This is a genomic window from Streptomyces sp. 17_S59, from assembly GCF_056930295.1.
In genome coordinates, this window is record NZ_JBXOWD010000001.1 from 6,666,724 (window position 1) to 6,685,129 (window position 18,406).

Below are 18,406 nucleotides of genomic sequence, written 5' to 3' on the forward strand. Positions count from 1 at the left end.
CGCCGGACGGGCTGAATATCAGCCCGTCCGGCGCTTGAGGACCGGGGGTCCGGCAAGTCCCGGCCTACGGCCCGGGCACGCAGAGTCAGGAACGTGTCAACGTCGGGCTGCCGCTCTGCGCCAAGTGCCCGGACCGACCTGACGATGGGGCATGGAATCCCAGCGACCGGCGGGCGGTGAGCTGCCGTCCCCCTGACGAAGGAGCAGTCCATGGCCCAGGCCAGCGCCCCGCCCGGCACCCCGGGCCCGCGCCCCGGCAGGCTGAAGGTCTACCTCGGCGCCGCCCCGGGGGTCGGCAAGACCTATCGCATGCTCGACGAGGGGTGGCGCCGGGCGCTGCGCGGCACCGATGTCGTCGTGGCCTTCGCCGAGTGCCACCACCGCCCGCACACCGAGGAGATGCTGGAGGGCCTGGAGGCGGTGCCCCGCGCCCGGCGCACGTTCCGGGGGCTGGAGTTCACCGAACTCGACCTCGGCGCGGTGCTGGCCCGCCGCCCCGAGGTGGCGCTCGTCGACGAGCTGGCCCACACCAATGTGCCGGGCGTCGGCAACCCCAAGCGCTGGCAGGACGTCGAGGAGCTGCTGGCCGCCGGGATCGACGTGGTCACCACCGTCAACATCCAGCACCTGGAGTCCCTCAACGACGTCGTCGACAAGATCACCGGTGTGCCGCAGCACGAGACCGTGCCGGACGAGGTCGTCCGCCGGGCCCACCAGATCGAACTCGTCGACATGGCACCCGAGGCGCTGCGCCGCCGCATGGCGCACGGCAACATCTACGCAGCGGAGAAGATCGACGCGGCGCTGTCGCACTACTTCCGCGTCGGCAACCTCACCGCGCTGCGGGAGCTGGCCCTGCTGTGGGTCGCCGAGCGGGTCGACGAGACCCTCCAGCGCTACCGCGCGGAGCACGGCATAGGAGGCGTGTGGGAGACCCGGGAACGCGTCGTGGTCGCCCTCACCGGCGGCCCCGAGGGCGAGACTCTCATCCGCCGGGCCGCCCGCATCGCCGCCCGCTCCTCCGGCGGCGACCTGCTGGCCGTCCACGTGGCCCGCAGCGACGGACTGGCCGGTGCCTCGTCCGCCGCGCTGGCGAAGCAGCGCGGGCTCGTGGAGAGCCTGGGCGGCAGTTACCACACGGTCGTGGGGGAGCATGTGCCCAGTGCGCTGCTCGCCTTCGCCCGCGCCGAGAACGCCACCCAGCTCGTCGTGGGCGTCAGCCGCCGGGGCCGGCTGCTGCGCGTGCTCGACTCCCGTGGCGTGGGCGAAACGGTGGTCGAGCTGTCCGGGGACATCGACGTCCACATGGTCACCCACGAGCGGGCGGGCCGGGGGCACGGCCGGCCCGCGCCGGGCCACGGCCTGCCGCGCGCCCGCCGGGTGGCCGGGCCCGTGGCCGGGGTGCTCCTGCCCGTCCTGCTCACCTCGCTGCTGAGGCTCCCCGCGGTCGCCGACGCCGCCAACCTCAACCTGACCAGCGAGGCCCTGCTCTTCCTGGTGGCCGTCGTCGGGGTGGCCTGCATCGGCGGGGTGCTGTCCGCGCTGCTGGGCTCCGTCACCGCCTCGCTCCTGCTCAACTACTACTTCATTCCGCCCGCCGGCCGGTTCACCATCGCCGAGGCCAACAACGTGCTGGCGCTCGTCGCGTTCGCCGTGGTCGCCGTCACGGTGGCGGCCGTCGTGGACCGCTCGCTGCGGCTGGGCCGCAGCGCCGCCAGTGCGACGGCCGAGGCCGAGACCCTGTCCTCGCTGGCCGGGGGCATCCTCAGGGGCGAGCAGTCCGTGCCCGTCCTGCTGGAGCGCACCCGCGAGACCTTCGGCATGGAATCCGTCGAACTGCTCCCGCGCGACCGGGAGTCCGGCCCCGCCGTCGGCCGCGGGGACCCCGGCCCGGAGGCCGCGCGCGAGACCAGGGTGCCCGTGGGGGAGGACGGCGTGCTGGTGCTGCGCGGCCGCAGCATGCCCGCCGCCGAGCACCGCGTCCTCACCGCCTTCGCCGCGCATCTGACGGCGGCCGTCGAACGCGCCCGGCTCGCCGAGGCGGCGGCGGAGGTGGAGCCGGTCAAGGCGGCCGACCGGATGCGCACCGCCCTGCTCGCCGCCGTCAGCCACGACCTGCGCACCCCGCTGGCCAGCAGCTGGGCCGCGGTCAGCTCGCTGCGCAGCCGCGACGTCCGCTTCTCCGAGGAGGACCGGCAGGAGCTGCTCGCCACCGCCGACGAGTCGCTGGCCAAGCTCAACCGCCTGGTCGACAACCTCCTGGACATGAGCCGCATCCAGGCGGGGGCGCTGACGCTGCGCCTCCAGCCGACCGCGCTCGCCGAGGTCCTGCCCTCGGCGCTGGACAGCCTGCCCGAGGCGCCGGCCCGCCTGGTCACCCACCGGAACCTGGCGGACGCGCCGGATGTGCTGGCGGACCCGCCGCTGCTGGAGCGCGTGATCGCCAACCTGGTGGCCAACGCGGCCCGGCACTCGCCGCCCGGTCGGCCCGTCACCCTGGCCGCGAGCGTCCTTGCCGAACGCGTCGAGCTGCGCGTCATCGACCGGGGACCCGGGATGGCCCCGGCCGACCGGGAGCGGGCGTTCGCGCCCTTCCAGCGGCTCGGGGACACCGACAACACCACGGGCCTGGGCCTGGGGCTGGCCCTCTCCCGCGGGCTGACCGAGGCCATGGGCGGCTCGCTCACCCCGGAGGACACCCCGGGCGGCGGCCTCACCATGGTCGTGTCGCTGCCCGCGGCACCGATGGCCTGTTCCCCCGGCGGGAGACCCTGAGCGAACGGGACGACGGGAACACACCGCGAACACACCGCGAACACACCGCGAACAGGAGAGGCGCGAGTCGCACCTCGCACGGACGTCCCGGTCCACCGGGTGTGGCACGACCATCCCCCAGGACCGTCCGCAACCTCGTCGCCGGATACCTCATGCGGCTGCACAAGGCGGTGACGACGGTGTCCAGGGACGGCCCCGAACTGCGGGTGCACCGCACGGACGGCGGCTACATCGCGGAAGTGCCATGCGCCGACCGGGCACGGACGACGCGCAAGGCCCGGGATTGAGGACCCGTGTAGCCGGGACGACCGGCCCTGGACGGAACTTTCACCGGCTCGTACGTTTTGACGGTGAGAAAGCGGAAGCCCGTGCCGATCCGACCGGCACCCGGCGATTGGGGGGAAACCGATGTCCGCACCCCGTAACCAGGCGACACCCGGCACCGACCCGCCCGTGCACGAGGGCAGCCCGTCCTCGGCCCTGGACCGGGTGGCCGCCTTCTACGGCGCCTACGTGGACGCCCGCACCGGCACCCCGGACACGGCGCTGTCGCACGCCCTGCGCGCGCACTTCCTCACCGGGGAGTTCCGCGAGCGCCTGGCGGTGTGGGAGCGCCGCCACAACGCCGACGGCGTCTTCCGCGCGCAGAACACCCCGCGCGCCTGGCGGGTCGCCTACGACAACAGCGGCGCCGGCCACACCTGGACGAGCGTCCGGCTCACCTGGGGCGACAAGCCGGATCCCGCGTACACGTACCTCAGCGTGCAGTCGGACCTGAGCACCGGCCTCATCTCCGACATCGAGGAGGCGACCGCGCCCGAAGCGGGCGAATGACGCGGCGCGGGCAGGGCGGGCGCCCGGCAGCCGCTCAGCCGTCCGCGCCCGTGCGCTCGTAGCAGTCGTAGTTGCGCTGGGAGACGATCCTGCCGTCCCGGAACTCCAGGAAGACGGCGATACGGGCACGCAGGACGTGCCCGGCGGGCAGCGCGCCCAGCGCCACGGCGAGCGTGCCGCTCCAGGCGACCTCGAGGGCCACGCTGTCACCCGCCGCAACGGCGTCGAGCACATCGAACTGCTGCCGGCTCAGCACCTTGCGGCCCTGCTCCGCGGCGGCGAGGATCGCGGGCAGGTCGCGGACTGCGCCGTCGGGAAAGAGCGCGTTGGGAAACTCGCGCTGGACCACGTCCTCGTGGAAGAAGGCGGCGAGTTCGTCGCCGGTGGCCCACTGCGCCACGGCCTGGTGGTAGCGGACGGCGGTGTCGATGTTGGGGTGCCGCTGCAGGCCGGACATGGCCCCGACTCTAGCGCGCACTGCCGACCGAACTGCAGTGCGTCCCCGGTCCGGAGTGAGGATCCCGGCGTGCCGCGGGCATTTCCCGTGCATGCCGGGGGCGAGCGCGGATCATGTGAGGCATGGGGCAGACGGGTCGTCAGGACAGAGTGCGGCTGGCCGCGGGCGCGGCCCTGGCCGTGGGATGCGTGCTGGGCCTGGCCTCGGGGCTGTACGGCCTCTTCAGCGGGGAAATAGAGCAGCCTGCGGCGATCAGCCTCATGGCCGGCATGGTGCCGGTGGGCGCGGCCGCGCTGCGCGTGCTGCGGGCCGCCCGCGAGGTCGACACCGCGGAGGCCGCGAAGCGGCTGGCCGCCGAAGTGGAGGCGAACGAGCTGGCCCAGCGCACCCAGCTGCTCGGCGGGGACAACCAGCCGATCGACGTCGCCTTCCGCTTCCGCTCGGCGCCCTCGCGCATGGCCGAACACGCCGCCCCCGCAGGCCGGTTGAGCGAGGTCACCGCCTACTACCGGCGGCTGCGGCCGCAGCGCCTGGTGATCACCGGGGCGCCTGGCTCGGGCAAGACGGTGCTCGCCATGGAGCTGATGCTGGGCCTGCTGGAGCGGCGCGGCCCCGACGACCCCGTGCCCGTGCGGCTGGCCCTGGCCGGATGGGACCCCGAGGAGCCGCTGGAGGACTGGCTCGTCGCCGAGCTGGTGACCGCCTACGGCCTCAGCCGGGTGGCGGCGCGGGCGCTGGTCGAGCAGCGGTGGGTGCTCCCGGTGCTCGACGGGCTGGACGAGATGGACACCGAGGCCGTACCGGGACCGTCGTCACGGGCTGCCGCCGCCCTGGCCGGTGTGAACCGCTATCAGACCGGGCGGGCCAAGGCCCCCTTGGTGCTCACCTGCCGCACCGAGCAGTACGAGGCGCTGGCCCCGCGGATCCGGGTGCTGGACGCGGCCCGGGTGGAGGTCGAGCAGGTGCGGGCCGACCAGGTCCGCTCCTTCGTGAACGCACGCGTATGGGACCCGGGCACCTGGAGCCCCCTGCTGGCGGCCCTCGACCGGGATCCGGGCGGCGTGGCGGCGCAGACGCTGTCCAACCCATGGCTGCTGACGCTCGCCGTCACCGTGTACGAGAGCGAGGGCGACCCCGCCGAACTGCTCGCCGAGGCCGGGCCCGACGAGGTCAAGGACCAGCTGCTGGAGCGGTTCGTGCCCGCGGCCACCGGTCTGGGCAGGCGCGACGGCGGTGTCGGTGCTCCCTACCGGATCGAGGACGTCGAGCGCTGGCTGACGGTCCTGGCCCGCTACCTGAACGACAACATCCGGCAGCGCCGCACGGTGGGCAAGCGCGCACTGCCCGGCACCGACCTGGTCCTGCACCGCCTGTGGCCGCTGGCCGGCAACCGGCCCAGGGCCGTCGACGCGGTGGTGATCGTGGTGGTCGCCGTGCTGACGTTCGGCTTGTTCTCGGTCCAGGAGACGATCCGCCTCCTTCCCGCGGTCCTCACCGCCCTTCTGGTCGGCTGGTGGGCCGTGGCGGCCATCAGGACGACCTGGCCCGCCCCCACGGCGATCGACCTGCGGCTGAAACGGGACCGGGGCGGACCGCACCTCGCCGTCCCGCTGCTGGTGGGAGTCTCGCTCGCCGTCGCCCTCTCGCTCGCCGTGATGCTGCCGGACTCCTCGGGCAAGGAGCCGGGCGTCGGCGTCGTGACACTGCTCGTGTGGTGGGTGCCCCTGGGGCTGGTCGGCGGGCTCGCCTACGGGCTCAGGGTCAACCTGGACGTCAGCCCCCGGCGCCAGCACCCCCACGATCCGGTGCGCTCTGACATCCGGTCCGGTCAACTGGTCGCGCTTATCGCCGCGGTGGCGGTCATCGGCACGGCGTGGGTGTGGGCCCGGGCCGAGGACCGGATCGCCTGGCTGGACCATGTTGCCGACACCGGGGAACACATCGCCGTGCCGGTATTCTTCGCGGCCGTCGGCGGCCTGATCTGGGCTGGCGCCTGGCGCCGGTACGTGGCGTTCCTGCTGTGCACCCGGCGGCGGCTGCCCTGGCGGCTGGGCCGGTTCCTGGACTGGGCCTACCGCGTCGGCCTGCTGCGCATCTCGGGGACCGCGTACCAGTTCCGGCACCGCGAACTCCAGGACCACTTCGCCCGCTGACCCCGCCCGGAGAAGGAGCCGCGATGCGCGTCCTCTGCACGGTCACCGGTTCGCCGTCCCACGCGCGGGCCATGCTGCCGCTGGTGTCGGCGTTCACCGCGGCCGGTCACGAGGCCCTGGTGGCCGCCCCGCCGCAGCTCGCCGCGGTCTTCGGCGGCCTGCCCGTGTGTACGGCCGCGGTCCTGGCGGACCTCCAGGCGCACATGAGCCGGGCGTTCGAACGCGGCACGGACGGCGGGCCGCCCCGGGACCCGGTGATCGAGGTGTTCGCGGGCGACCACCTCGTCGACAGCTGTGCGGCGCTGCTCCCCGTCGCCCGCGCGTTCCGCCCCGACCTCGTGGTCCGGGACGGCGGTGAACTCGCCGGCTGCCTGGTGGCCGAGGCCCTCGGTCTGCCCCACGTGTCGGCGCCCTCCGGAGCCGCGAACCACCTCGAGCCGGCCGCCCTCCACCCCGTGCTGAACGCGCACCGCGTCCGCCTGGGGCTGCCCGCCGCGAGCGAGCCCTCGGCGATCCACCGCCACGGGCGGATGGACTGCATGCCGCCCGAGTTCTCCTTCACCTCCCACCCCGCCGCACGCACCTTCAACTACCGCCAGCCCGTGGACGTCGACCGCACCGAGACCCTGCCCCCGTGGATGGCCGAACTGCCCACGGACCGGCCGCTGGTCGTCGCAGCCCTCGGCACCGTGCTGCCCGAGATGGCCCGGCTGCTCCACAGCGGCGTGCCGGTCCCGTCCGCCATGGCGGACGCGTTCGACGCCGGGGAACTCCTCGACGCCGTTGTCACAGGGCTGTCCGCGGTGGACTGCGTGGCGGTCGTGGCGACGGGCGGCATGGCCCCGCGGCATCCCGCCGGCAGCGGCGACGTCCACCTCGCCGATCACATTCCGCAGCCCCTGCTGCTGCGGTGCGCCCAGTTGTTCGTCACCCACGGCGGATACAACAGCATCCGGGAGGCCGTGGGCGCGGGAGTGCCCATGGCCGTGGCGCCCCGGTTCGGCGACCAGCCCGCCAACGCCGACCGCGTCCAGGAACTCGGGCTGGGCAGACTGCTCGGCGCCGCGCCGACCGCCGAGGACGTCGCGGCCGCCTGCCGGCAGCTCCTCGACGACCCCCGGGTCACCGGGCGGGCCCGACGCGCCCGGCTGCGGATACTGACGCTCCCCACGATCGAATCGGTCGTGACCGACCTGGAGCGGCTCGCGGCCGGGATCGGCTGACGGTTCGTCACTCCCCTTTCCCCGCCGGGGCGCCGTACCCCCCGCCGCCCGGTGTCTCGACCACCAGGACGTCGCCCGGGCCCACCTCGGCGGAGTCGCACCCGGCCATGGGCACGACGGTGCCGTCCGCGCGTTCCACCCGGTTGGCGCCCAGCGCCCCCGGGGCGCCGCCGGCCATCCCGTACGGCGGCATCCGGCGGTGGCCGGACAGCGTGCTCACCGTCATCGGCTCGCGGAAGCGCAGCCTGCGGACGGCGCCGTCGCCGCCCCGCCGGCGGCCCGCACCGCCGCTGCCGCGCCGCACGGAGAACTCCTCCAGCAGGACGGGGAGCCGCCATTCGAGCACCTCGGGGTCCGTCAGCCGGGAGTTGGTCATGTGGGTCTGCACGACGGACGCCCCGTCGAAGCCCGGCCCGGCGCCGGAGCCGGATGCGACGGTCTCGTAGTACTGGTGCCGTTCGTTGCCGAAGGTGACGTTGTTCATCGTGCCCGACCCCTCCGCCTGCACCCGCATGGCGGCGTACAGCGCCCCGGTGATCGCCTGCGAGGTCTCGACGTTGCCCGCCACGACAGCGGCCGGGTGGACCGGCGCGAGCATCGAGCCCTCGGGGACGACGATGCTCAGCGGCCGCAGGCAGCCGTCGTTGAGCGGGATGTCGTCGGCGACGAGCGTGCGGAAGACGTACAGCACGGCCGCGGCCACCACGGACGTCGGCGCGTTGAAGTTGGTGCCGAGCCGGGGCGACGTGCCGGTGAAGTCGACCGTCGCCGAACGCCGCGCGCGGTCCACCGAGACCTTGACGCGGATGACCGCCCCGGAGTCCGTCTCGTACCGGTACTCCCCGTCGTCGAGGGCGTCGACGACCCGGCGCACGGCCTCCTCGGCGTTGTCCTGGACGTGCCGCATGTACGCCCGCACCACGTCGAGCCCGAAGTGCGCGATCAGCTTGCCGACCTCCTCGACGCCCTTGTGGTTGGCGGCGATCTGCGCGCGCAGATCGGCGAGGTTGGTGGCCGGGTTGCGGGAGGGGAAGGGCGCCTCGGTGAGCAGCCGCAGCGTCTCGGCCTCGCGGAGCCGGCCGTCCTCGACCAGCAGCCAGTTGTCGAACAGCACGCCCTCCTCGTCGATCTCGCGGCTGTTCGCGGGCATGGAGCCCGGGGTCAGCCCGCCGATCTCCGCGTGGTGGCCGCGGGAGGCGACGAAGAACAGGATCCCGGGCCCGCCGGGGCCCGGGCACTCGCCGAAGACGGGGGTCACGACCGTGACGTCGGGCAGGTGGGTGCCCCCGTGGTAGGGGTCGTTGACCGCATAGGCGTCACCGGGCTTCATGGTCCCGGCCCGGCGGCGGATCACCTCCTTGACCGTGGTGCCCATCGACCCCAGGTGTACCGGGATGTGCGGGGCGTTGGCGACGAGGTTCCCGTCCGCGTCGAAGAGCGCGCAGGAGAAGTCCAGCCGCTCCTTGATGTTCACGGACTGCGCGGTGGCCTCCAGCCGGGCGCCCATCTGCTGGGCGACCGACACGAAGAGGCTGTTGAAGATCTCCAGCAGGACCGGATCGGCCCGGGTGCCCGCCTCGGCCCCCGGGCGCGGGGCCACGCGCTCCAGGACCAGGTGCCCGGTCGCGGTCATGGCCGCCCGCCAGCCCGGGTCGACGACCGTCGTGGCGCTCGCCTCGGTGATGACCGCGGGGCCGCTCACCGTGTCGCCGTCCCGCATGAGTTCGCGCCGCAGGTGGGGGACGTCCGCCCACTCCCCGTCGGTCCAGAGGCGGACGGTTCCGGCGTTCCCGGCGTCCCCGGAGTCGTCGCCCGCCGTTCCCCGGCCCGGTTCCGCAGCCGCCGCCTGCGCCCGGCCGAGGCCGCCGAGGTCGGGGCGGGAAGCCGCCCCGACGGCCTCGACCGACACCGCCTCCACGAGGAGCGGACGGTCCAGCAGGAAGGAGAACATCGCACGGTGGCTCTCCTCGAACGCCGCGGCCATGGCGGTGGGATCGGCCAGCTCGACCGGCAGGGCGGTGTCGGTGCCGTCGTACCGCAGCCGCACCCGCCGGGTGACCTCGATGCGCCCGGCGGGGACGCCCTCGTCGAGGAGTTCCGCGCGGGCCGCCGCCTCCAGCTCGTCGGCCACGGCCCGGACCCGTGCCGCCCCGGCCTCCGCGAGCGGCGCCTCGACCGACTGCTCCCGCATGGCCGTGGTGTCGGCGAGGCCGATGCCGAGGGCGGAGAGCACCCCGGCCATGGGCGGGACGAGCACGGTGCGGATCCCCAGCGAGTCCGCGACCGGGCAGGCGTGCTGGCCCCCTGCGCCGCCGAACGTGGTCAGCGCGTACTCCGTCACGTCGCGGCCCTGCTGCACGGAGATGCGCTTGACCGCGCCCGCGATGTTCGCCACCGCAATGCGGAGGTACCCCTCGGCGACCTGCTCCGGCGAGCGCCGGTCGTCCGTACGGGCCCGGATGTCCCCGGCCAGCTCCGCGAACCGCTGCCGCACCACTTCTGCGTCCGGGGGGAGGTCGCCCCCGGGCCCGAACACCCGGGGGAAGTGCGCGGGCTGGACGCGGCCCAGCATCACATTGGCGTCGGTCAGGGTCAGCGGGCCGCCCGCCCGGTAGCAGGCGGGGCCCGGGTCGGCCCCCGCCGAGTCCGGCCCGACCCGGTAGCGGCTGCCGTCGAAGTGCAGGACCGAACCGCCGCCGGCCGCGACGGTGCGGATGTCCAGCATGGGCGCCTGGATCCGCACCCCCGCCACCTGTGCCGTGGTCACCCGCTCGTACGCGCCCGCGAAGTGCGACACGTCGGTCGAGGTGCCGCCCATGTCGAAGCCGATGACCTTGTCGAAGCCCGCCAGCTGCGACATCTTCGCCATGCCGACGATGCCGCCGGCCGGGCCGGACAGGATCGCGTCCTTGCCCCGGAAGTGCCCCGCCCCGGCCAGCCCGCCGTTGGACTGCATGAACATCAGCCGCACGCCCGGCATCCGCTCCGCCACCTGCGCCACATACCGGCGCAGCACCGGTGAGAGACAGGCGTCGACGACCGCCGTGTCACCGCGCGGGACCAGCTTCATCAGCGGGCTGACCTCGCTGGAGAGCGACACCTGGGGAAAGCCTGTCCGCTCGGCGAGTGCGCCGACGGCCCGCTCGTGCGCCGGGTGCTGGTGACTGTGCAGGCAGACGGCCGCAACGGCGCGGATCCCGTCCTCGTACGCGCGCCGCAGCTCGGGGGCGAGCGCGGCGAGGTCCGGCGGGCGCAGCACCGTGCCCTCGGCGGTGACGCGCTCGTCGACCTCGATCACCCGCTCGTAGAGCGGTTCCGGCAGGACGATCTCCCGGTCGAAGAGCCCCGGCCGGTTCTGGTAGCCGATGCGCAGGGCGTCGCCGAAGCCACGCGTGATCACCAGCGCGGTCCGCTCGCCCTTCCGCTCCAGCAGGGCGTTGGTCGCCACCGTCGTGCCCATCCGTACGGAGTCCACGAGGTCTCCCGGCACCGGCCGGTCCTCCGCCAGGCCCAGCAGCGCGCGGATCCCCGCGACGGCGGCGTCGGGGTAGCGGCCGGGGTTCTCCGACAGGAGCTTGCGGGTCAGCAGCCGGCCGTCGGGGCTGCGGGCCACGACGTCGGTGAACGTGCCGCCGCGGTCCACCCAGAACCGCCATCCCGCATCCGTGCCGTCCGCCGCCACGCCGGGCTCCTCTCCCGTGCCGTTCCCTCTCCACCAGCAGGAGACCAAAAAGCGGCGGCCGGGCGGCGGAGGCCGCCCCCGTGGCGCGCTCCCGCCCGCTCGAGGTGCGGGTACCGGCCGGAGTGGTCACGCTGAAGGAAGGCGCAGCGGTGGCGAGGGAGGCGGGGACCATGGCACGACCCGGAGTGTTCGGCGCGCTGCCCGAGGGCCGCCGGGAACGGCTCATGGACCTGGCCCGTGAGGTCTCCTTCCCGGTCGGCGAGCGGATCTTCGAGGAGGGCGGCAGCGCGGACCGGTTCTGGATCATCCACACCGGTACGGTCGCCATGGACCTCCGGGTACCCGGCGGGCGGCCGGTCGTCCTGGAGACCGTGGGCTTCGGCGACCTGCTGGGCTGGTCGTGGCTGTGCCCGCCGCGCGAGTGGCACCTGGGGGCCGAGGCCACCAGTCCCGTGCGCGCCTGGGAATTCGACGCCGAGGCCGTCCTGCGCCTGTGCGAGCAGGACCCGGAACTGGACCACGCGCTGCTCGTCTACGTCGTCGGTGTGATCGGAAGGCGCCTCCGCAACGCCCGTACCCGGCTGCTCGACCTCTACGGCCCGCGCGGCAGCAAGGGGCTCTGACCAGGGGCATTCCGCGGAACGGTAACGTGCCCCCGGGAATGTGAAGATCTTTTGCGCGGCGAGCGGGCGAGGAGGCACCGTGCGGGACGGCGGGGCGGGGCCGGTGCGGTTACCGCAGCTCAGGCTGGACGAACTGCTGGAGGAGCTGCAGGCGCGGCTGGACGCCGCGCGGGGGACCCGGGACCGGGTGCACAGCCTGCTGGAGGCCGTGCTGTCCGTGGGCCGGGAGCTGGACCTGGAGCAGGCGCTGCGCCGCATCGTCGAGGCGGCGGTGGCGCTCGTGGACGCCGAGTACGGGGCCCTGGGCGTGATCGGCCCGGACGGGCGCACGCTCTCGCAGTTCCTCACCGTCGGCGTCACGGCCGAGCAGATCGCGGCCATCGGCCCGATCCCGTGCGGGCACGGGATCCTCGGCGAGCTGATCCACCGCCCCGAGCCGCTGCGGCTCCCCAGGCTCTCCGACTCCCCGGCCTCGTACGGCTTCCCCGTCGGCCACCCGCCGATGCACAGCTTCGTGGGGGTGCCCATCCGTGTCCGCGACCAGGTCTTCGGGAACCTCTACCTGACCGAGAAGCACGGCGGCGCGGACTTCGACGACGAGGACGAGGAGGTGCTCGCCACCCTGGCCGTCGCCGCGGGCGTCGCCATCGACAACGCCCGCCTGTACGAGGAGTCCACGCGCCGTGAGCGCTGGCTGCGGGCCAGTGCGCGGGTGACGACCGGCCTGATGTCGGGCGGTCCCGGGGCGGATGTCACCCGCCTGATCGCCGAGCTGGCCATGGAGATCACCGGGGCCGGGCTGGCCACCGTCTCGCGGCCGCTGCCCGGGGGCACGACGCTGGCCGTGGAGGTCGCCGTCGGCACGGGGAGCGAGGAGCTGCACGGCCGCGTGCTGCCGGTCGAGGGCACGACCGAGGGGGCGTGCCTCGCCGGGGGCGGGCCGGTGTACGACGACGGGCCGGTGCACGACGGCGGGCGGGGCGCGGGCGGCCCGGCCGTGGCGGTGCCGATCCGGTCCGGGGATGCGGTGCGTGCCGTGCTGCTGCTGGTCCGGGCACCGGGCCGGGCCGGGTTCTCGGACCAGGAGACCGAGCCCCTGCTGGCCTTCGCGGACCAGGCCGCCGTGGCCGTGGAGCTGGCCGAGCGGCGCGCGGATGCGGAGCAGCTGGCGCTCCTGGAGGACCGCGACCGGATCGCCCGCGACCTCCACGACCTGGCCGTTCAGCGGCTCTTCGCCACGGGCATGACCCTCCAGAGCGCCGACCGCTTCATCGGCCACCCCGAGGCGGCGGAGCGGGTGCGGCGCGCGGTGGACGACCTGGACGAGACCATCAAGATCATCAGGTCGACGATCTTCGGCCTGCGGTCCCGGGAGAGCGCGCCGCGGCACGGGCTGCGCACCCGGCTGGTCGAGACGGTGGGGGAGTCCGGCGCGGTCCTGGGCTTCGCGCCCGCCCTGCGCATGGAGGGCCTGCTGGACACGGAGGTGCCGCGCGCGGTCGCCGACGACCTGGTGGCCGTGCTGGGCGAGGCCCTGGCCAATGCGGCCCGGCACGCGGAGGCCGGAACGGTGGACGTGACCGCCGTCAACGACGGTACGTACCTGACGCTGACCGTCAGTGACGACGGCGTCGGCCTGCCGGACGAAGTACGGCGCCGCAGCGGGCTGCGGAACTTCGCGGAGCGGGCGGAGCGGCACGGCGGCGAGCTGCGGCTGGCTGCGCCGCGCGGTGGCGGGACGACGCTGACCTGGCGGGTGCCGCTGGCGCGGGGGTGACACCCCGGGGGAGCGGGCCCGCTGCGCCGCAGCCGGACCGTACCCGCGGGTCAGCTCGTTCTGGCGGCCTCGGAGGCGATGACGGCCGCCTGGATGCGGCGCTCCACGCCGAGCTTCGCGAGCAGGCGCGAGATGTGGTTCTTGACCGTCTTCTCGGACAGGAACAGCTCCTTGCCGATCTGACGGTTCGTCAATCCCGCGCCGACGAGCGCCAGGATGTCGCGCTCGCGCGGCGACAGGTCCGCCAGGCGGTCGTCCTGCGGCTCCGCCCGGTCGTCGCCGCGCAGGCTGCCCATCAGCCGCGCGGTGGTGGCGGGATCGAGCATGGACTGGCCGGAGGCGACCGTGCGGATCGCCGCGACGAGGTCGGAGCCCTTGATCTGCTTGAGGACGTAGCCCGCCGCCCCGGCCATGATCGCGTCCAGCAGGGCGTCGTCGTCGTCGAACGAAGTGAGCATCAGGCAGGCGAGGCCGGGCATCCGGGAGCGCAGCTCGCGGCAGACGGTCACGCCGTCGCCGTCCGGCAGCCGGACGTCCAGCACGGCCACGTCCGGGCGCACGGCGGGCCCGCGGGCGAGGGCGTGGTCGATCGTGCCGGCCTCGCCGACGACCTCGATGTCGTCCTCGCCGTCCAGCAGGTCGCGGATGCCGCGCCGGACCACTTCGTGGTCGTCCAGGAGGAACACCCGGATCGGCCGCTCCCCGGCGATTGCCCCTGACTGCTGCACTGCCCGCTCCCGTCCCGCCGGTCCGCCCGGTCCACGCGCTGTCGCGCCGCTTCGATCATGATCCAGCAGGCCCTGCGGCGCCATGGGCCGAACGGCCCTGCCCGCGGCCCCGGGCGTCAGCGGACCATCACAGGGCCCAGCCCATCGGCGACGTCCGGGGCTCGGGCGCCGCGCCCATGGCCTCGACGTCGTGCTGGGCATTGCTCAGGAGCCGGTCGCCGAGGTCGCGCAGGGCCCGGCCCGCCGCGAACTCGTCGCCGATCTCCGGTACGTCCTTGTCACCGGGGGCGCACTGGGCGGTTCCCCGGCCCGTGAGCGAGGTCGTCCCGGTCTCGAGGACCGCCTGCGCCTTCGTCCTTCCCTCGTCCTCGACGAGCTGAAGGCGAACCTTCCATTCGGTGGTATGCGTCATTGCCCGCTCCTCGTCTTGTCCGGGGCCTGTCGGGCGAGACCTCCTCCCTCAACGTACCTCGGGTGCGCCGCCGTCTCTCCCCGTGCCCGGCGGGCCGGAGCGCACCGGCCCGCCGGGCCTTCCGGAGCCAGGGATATCCGAGGGCTCAGCCGGTCTCCGCCTGCTCGTACAAGCTCTTGACCTCGTCGCCGAAGTACGGGCCGAACATCGTGTTCGGCAGGAACGTGTAGCCGAAGCTGTTCACCGACGCCTGGAGGCCGGTGCCCGTCGCCTCGTCGAACGACGTGAACCACGGGCCGCCGCTGGAGCCGCCCGTCATGTTGCAGCCCAGGCCGTGGTCGGTGGTGAGCAGGAAGTCCTTGGAGCTGTTCCCGCTGCAGTGGATGAGCTTCGTGCCGTCGTAGGGGGAGGCGGCGGGGAAGCCGAAGGAGTACATGGGCTTGTTGTAGCCGCCGTTGAACTCCAGGCCCTGCGCCCCGACGACGTCGGTGAGCTTCTTGCCGTCCAGCGGTCCGACGACGGCGGCGCCCACGTCGTAGTTCATCTGCTCGCTCTCCACCCACTGGGGCGTGGAGAGCGTCCTGGCCGCCGTCCAGGTGCCGTAGGGGGTCTGCCCGTCGTGGTAGCCGGGCACGAACGCCCAGTTGGTGTGCCAGTTGCCCTGGTACTTCACACAGTGCCCGGCGGTGATCACGGTGCTGGCGTTCTGGCTGGTCACGGCGTCGGCCGAGCAGGAGGCGTTGCGGCCCTGCATGGTGAAGAACACCCGGCCGGACGTCCGGACGACCGAGCCCCCGCCCGTCCACGGCCCGCCGGCCTGCGGGAAGGACAGGACCTGGGTGGAGGGGCCGGAGGGGGTGGTGGGTGCGACGGTGGACGGTGTGCCGCCGGGTGCGGTGGCGGGCGCCGGGTCGAGCGGCGCTGCGTGGAGCAGGTCCAGCGGGGCGGCCGCCCGCATCCGCTCGGGCGTCCAGTAGGCGGCGACCTTCTGCCGCGCCGCGGCCGAGGCCGCGAGCGTGTGCGCGGTCCCCGGCCCGGGGGATGTGCCTGTGCCGGCCGTGGCGGCCTGGGTGCCCGCGGTGACCAGGGCACCGGCGGCCAGCAGGATGCCGGCGGTCGTACGGCGGGGTCGTCTCACGCGGTACTCCTTCTGCCGAGCCCCGCGCGGGACTGCGCGGGGCTGTGTGGGGGCCGGACCGCGCTGCCGGCGGTCCGGGCAGACGAGTGGTGCGCATACGGGGTGGTGCGTGAGGCAGGGTGCCACGGAAGGCAGGCTATTGACAGGGTCGCGTCAAATTTGGCCGATTGGCGGAGGCGGGATCCGGGCGCCGCCGTCCCGCGTGGGCACACACCGGCCCCGCCCGCCGGGTGGTCTCCCGGCGGGCGGGGCCGCGCAGGTCTAGGGCGTGCCCTAGTGCGTCAGGTGGGCGTCCTCGTGCATGACCTCCTGGATGTCGGTGCTGGCCTTGTCGAGGAGTTGCTCGGCGAGACCGCTGAGCGCACGGGCCGCCGCGATCTCCTCGCCGACGCGCTGCTGACGGCGGTCGTCGGGGTGGCGGCTGGCGACGCCCTGTGCCGAGGCCAGGTAGCCGTCGTGCATGCGCAGCTTCACGTCGGCCTGGGTGGTGGCGTCGATCTCGCGGAACTCCATTTGGATGTTGCAGTCGACGATCTTCTCCATGGTGGTCACCTACAGATCGTGGTCGGCCGTTGTGGGAAAAGGGCGCCGGGCGGTGGTCAGCCCGGCGGCGGGGCGGACGCGGCCGGTGCCAGGTGCCGGAGGAACCAGTCCCGGGCGAGGTCCGCCACGGCGTCCAGCGTTCCCGGTTCTTCGAAGAGGTGCGTGGCACCGGGCACCACGGTCAGCCGGTTCTCGCAGCGCAGCTGTTCCGCCGCACGCCTGTTGAGGTCGAGCACCGTCTCGTCCAGGCCGCCGACGATCAGCAGGGTCGGTGCGCGGACCTCGGCCAGCCGGGGCCCGGCGAGGTCCGGCCGGCCGCCGCGGGACACGACCGCGGCGATGCCGTCCGTCGCGTCCGCCGCGGCCCACAGGGCGGCGGCCGCGCCCGTGCTCGCGCCGAAGTAGCAGACGGGGACCGGCGTCCGGCGGCGCAGCCAGTGCGTCACCTCCGTCAGCCTGCGGGCCAGCGGCTCCACGGCGAAGACGTTGGCCCGGTCGGTCTCCTCGACCGGGGTGAGCAGATCGAAGAGCAGCGTGCCCAGGCCGGCGTCGGCGAGGGCCCGGGCCACCGCGCGGTTGCGGGGGCTCAGCCGGCTGCTGCCGCTGCCGTGCGCGAAGACGACCAGGCCCGGTGCCTCCTCGGGCAGGGTCAGGTCCCCGGCGAGGGCGACGGCGCCGCCGTCCACCGGGAGCCGCACCGGGCCGGTGCCGAGGGGATCCGGCGCGGGGGCGCGGCCCGCGCCGCCCGTTTTCGCCGCGCTGCCCGTCTCGGCTGCGCTGCCCGTCTCCGCCGCGTTCCGCCGGAGCAGTTCGACGACCTCCTCGTCCGAAGTCTGCGAGAAGTCGCTGTACCACTCGCCCACCGCGGAGAAGCCGGCCGGAGTGGACAGGCAGACCAGCTCGTCCACCCGTGAGCGGAACGCCTCGGCCGCGTCCGGCGGGGCCACCGGCACGGCCAGCACGACCCGGCCCGCCCCGTGGGCCTGCGCCACCTGCACGGCGGCCGCCGCCGTGGCGCCCGTCGCGATGCCGTCGTCCACCACGATCGCCGTGCGGCCCTCCAGCGGGATCCGCGGCCGCCCGGCGCGGAACCGCTCCGCCTGCCGGTTCAGCTCGGCCTCCTCGCTGCGCTGCACCTCGGCGAGGTCGTCCTCGTCGACCCGGCTCAACCGGACGATGTCCTCGCTCACGACCCGTATCCCGCCCTCGCCTATGGCGCCCATGCCCAGCTCGCGGTGGTACGGCACGCCCAGCTTGCGGACGAGGATCACATCCAGCGGCGCGCCCAGCGCACGGGCGATCTCGAAGGCCACGGGCACTCCGCCGCGCGGCAGGCCGAGCACGACGGGTCGCTCGTCACGCAGATGTGCCAGCCGCTCGGCGAGGCGCCGGCCGGCGTCCACTCGGTCGCTGAATCGCATGATCCACCTCTGGCCCCGGGGCCCGGCTCCGGGACTCCGGAAGACGAGGAAAGCCGCATCTCCAAGAAGCCTTATTTCCAATATGACGGGATTCGGATCGTTAGTCCACGCGCGCAATGCCGCGCGGGACCGGCCCCGGTGCACGGCGCCGCCGTCAGCGGTCGGCGTCCCTCAGCGCCGCCCGCACCCGGGCCGCCACACCAGCCGCCTCCTTGTCCGACGCGTAGCGCGTGCGCGGCCAGAAGAAGCCCCGCAGCCCGTCCTTGCGGTTGCGCGGCACCACGTGCACGTGGAAGTGCGGCACGGACTGGCTGATGCGGTTGTTGGCGGCCACGAACGACCCGGCGGCGCCCATGCCCCGCTCCACCGCGTCCGCGATCCGCTGCACCTGGAGGAAGAGCGGCCCCACCTCCGAGGCGGACAGGTCGGCCAGCGTCTCGGCGTGCCGCCTCGGCACCACCAGGACATGGCCGGGAAAGAGCGGCCGCGCGTCCAGGAACGCCACCGCCGCCTCGTCCTCGAGGACCAGATGACAGGCCACCTCGCCCGCCACGATGTCACAGAAGATGCAGTTCACCACGCCGGTCCACTACCCGCGCGCACGGGCATCCGACTGGAATCTGGGCCATGACGGTGATGC

General features: G+C 74.1%; 15 protein-coding genes. 7 read left to right on the forward strand and 8 right to left on the reverse strand.

The window, feature by feature from the left end; all coding sequences use genetic code 11:
- The first annotated feature begins 210 nt into the window (after positions 1–210).
- From AC1Z4A_RS30100 to AC1Z4A_RS30110, 3 genes are all read left to right on the forward strand, one after another.
- The gene (locus tag AC1Z4A_RS30100; protein WP_483683035.1) at positions 211–2,775 is read left to right on the forward strand and encodes a sensor histidine kinase; all 2,565 of its coding nucleotides are present in this window, start codon (positions 211–213) and stop codon (positions 2,773–2,775) included.
- 101 nt (positions 2,776–2,876) lie between these two features.
- Complete coding sequence (locus AC1Z4A_RS30105) at positions 2,877–3,062, forward strand: hypothetical protein (RefSeq protein ID WP_483683036.1); 186 nt, start codon at positions 2,877–2,879, stop codon at positions 3,060–3,062.
- A gap of 121 nt (positions 3,063–3,183) precedes the next feature.
- Positions 3,184–3,609 (forward strand): hypothetical protein, encoded by a 426-nt coding sequence (locus AC1Z4A_RS30110; RefSeq protein ID WP_483683037.1) that lies wholly within the window; start codon positions 3,184–3,186, stop codon positions 3,607–3,609.
- A gap of 34 nt (positions 3,610–3,643) precedes the next feature.
- Here the strand turns inward: AC1Z4A_RS30110 and AC1Z4A_RS30115 are convergent, their stop codons facing one another.
- Complete coding sequence (locus AC1Z4A_RS30115) at positions 3,644–4,066, reverse strand: nuclear transport factor 2 family protein (RefSeq protein WP_483683038.1); 423 nt, start codon at positions 4,064–4,066, stop codon at positions 3,644–3,646.
- Positions 4,067–4,188: 122 nt separating this feature from the next.
- Between AC1Z4A_RS30115 and AC1Z4A_RS30120 the strand changes: the two genes are divergently transcribed.
- Together AC1Z4A_RS30120 and AC1Z4A_RS30125 are read left to right on the forward strand one after the other, a co-directional pair.
- The gene (locus AC1Z4A_RS30120; RefSeq protein WP_483683039.1) at positions 4,189–6,219 is read left to right on the forward strand and encodes an NACHT domain-containing protein; all 2,031 of its coding nucleotides are present in this window, start codon (positions 4,189–4,191) and stop codon (positions 6,217–6,219) included.
- Positions 6,220–6,242: 23 nt separating this feature from the next.
- On the forward strand, positions 6,243–7,442 hold the full coding sequence (locus tag AC1Z4A_RS30125) for a glycosyltransferase (protein ID WP_483683040.1): 1,200 nt from the start codon (positions 6,243–6,245) through the stop codon (positions 7,440–7,442).
- 7 nt (positions 7,443–7,449) lie between these two features.
- Here the strand turns inward: AC1Z4A_RS30125 and AC1Z4A_RS30130 are convergent, their stop codons facing one another.
- Positions 7,450–11,124 (reverse strand): hydantoinase B/oxoprolinase family protein, encoded by a 3,675-nt coding sequence (locus tag AC1Z4A_RS30130; protein WP_483683041.1) that lies wholly within the window; start codon positions 11,122–11,124, stop codon positions 7,450–7,452.
- Between the two features lie 170 nt (positions 11,125–11,294).
- On the opposite strand from AC1Z4A_RS30130, the gene AC1Z4A_RS30135 reads away from it, so the two are divergent.
- Entirely contained in the window at positions 11,295–11,747 is a 453-nt protein-coding gene (locus AC1Z4A_RS30135; protein WP_483683042.1) for a Crp/Fnr family transcriptional regulator, read from the forward strand.
- Positions 11,748–11,826: 79 nt separating this feature from the next.
- The gene (locus AC1Z4A_RS30140) at positions 11,827–13,524 is read left to right on the forward strand and encodes a sensor histidine kinase (RefSeq protein WP_483683043.1); all 1,698 of its coding nucleotides are present in this window, start codon (positions 11,827–11,829) and stop codon (positions 13,522–13,524) included.
- A gap of 50 nt (positions 13,525–13,574) precedes the next feature.
- On the opposite strand, the gene AC1Z4A_RS30145 is transcribed toward AC1Z4A_RS30140, so the two are convergent.
- The 6 genes from AC1Z4A_RS30145 to AC1Z4A_RS30170 all read right to left on the reverse strand — a co-directional run bounded on the left by AC1Z4A_RS30145 (position 13,575) and on the right by AC1Z4A_RS30170 (position 18,343).
- Complete coding sequence (locus tag AC1Z4A_RS30145; RefSeq protein ID WP_483683776.1) at positions 13,575–14,210, reverse strand: response regulator; 636 nt, start codon at positions 14,208–14,210, stop codon at positions 13,575–13,577.
- Between the two features lie 169 nt (positions 14,211–14,379).
- On the reverse strand, positions 14,380–14,664 hold the full coding sequence (locus tag AC1Z4A_RS30150) for a DUF1876 domain-containing protein (protein WP_483683044.1): 285 nt from the start codon (positions 14,662–14,664) through the stop codon (positions 14,380–14,382).
- 145 nt (positions 14,665–14,809) lie between these two features.
- Positions 14,810–15,802: a trypsin-like serine peptidase gene (locus AC1Z4A_RS30155; RefSeq protein WP_483683045.1), complete on the reverse strand. Its 993-nt coding sequence runs from the start codon at positions 15,800–15,802 to the stop codon at positions 14,810–14,812.
- A 273-nt stretch (positions 15,803–16,075) separates the two neighbouring features.
- Positions 16,076–16,345, reverse strand: a complete 270-nt coding sequence (locus tag AC1Z4A_RS30160) for a dsRBD fold-containing protein (protein WP_483683777.1) — start codon at positions 16,343–16,345, stop codon at positions 16,076–16,078.
- A 56-nt stretch (positions 16,346–16,401) separates the two neighbouring features.
- Entirely contained in the window at positions 16,402–17,766 is a 1,365-nt protein-coding gene (locus AC1Z4A_RS30165; protein ID WP_483683046.1) for a phosphoribosyltransferase family protein, read from the reverse strand.
- Between the two features lie 154 nt (positions 17,767–17,920).
- A complete protein-coding gene (locus tag AC1Z4A_RS30170; protein WP_483683047.1) occupies positions 17,921–18,343 on the reverse strand; it encodes an HIT family protein in 423 nt (140 codons plus the stop codon).
- Positions 18,344–18,406: the final 63 nt, after the last annotated feature.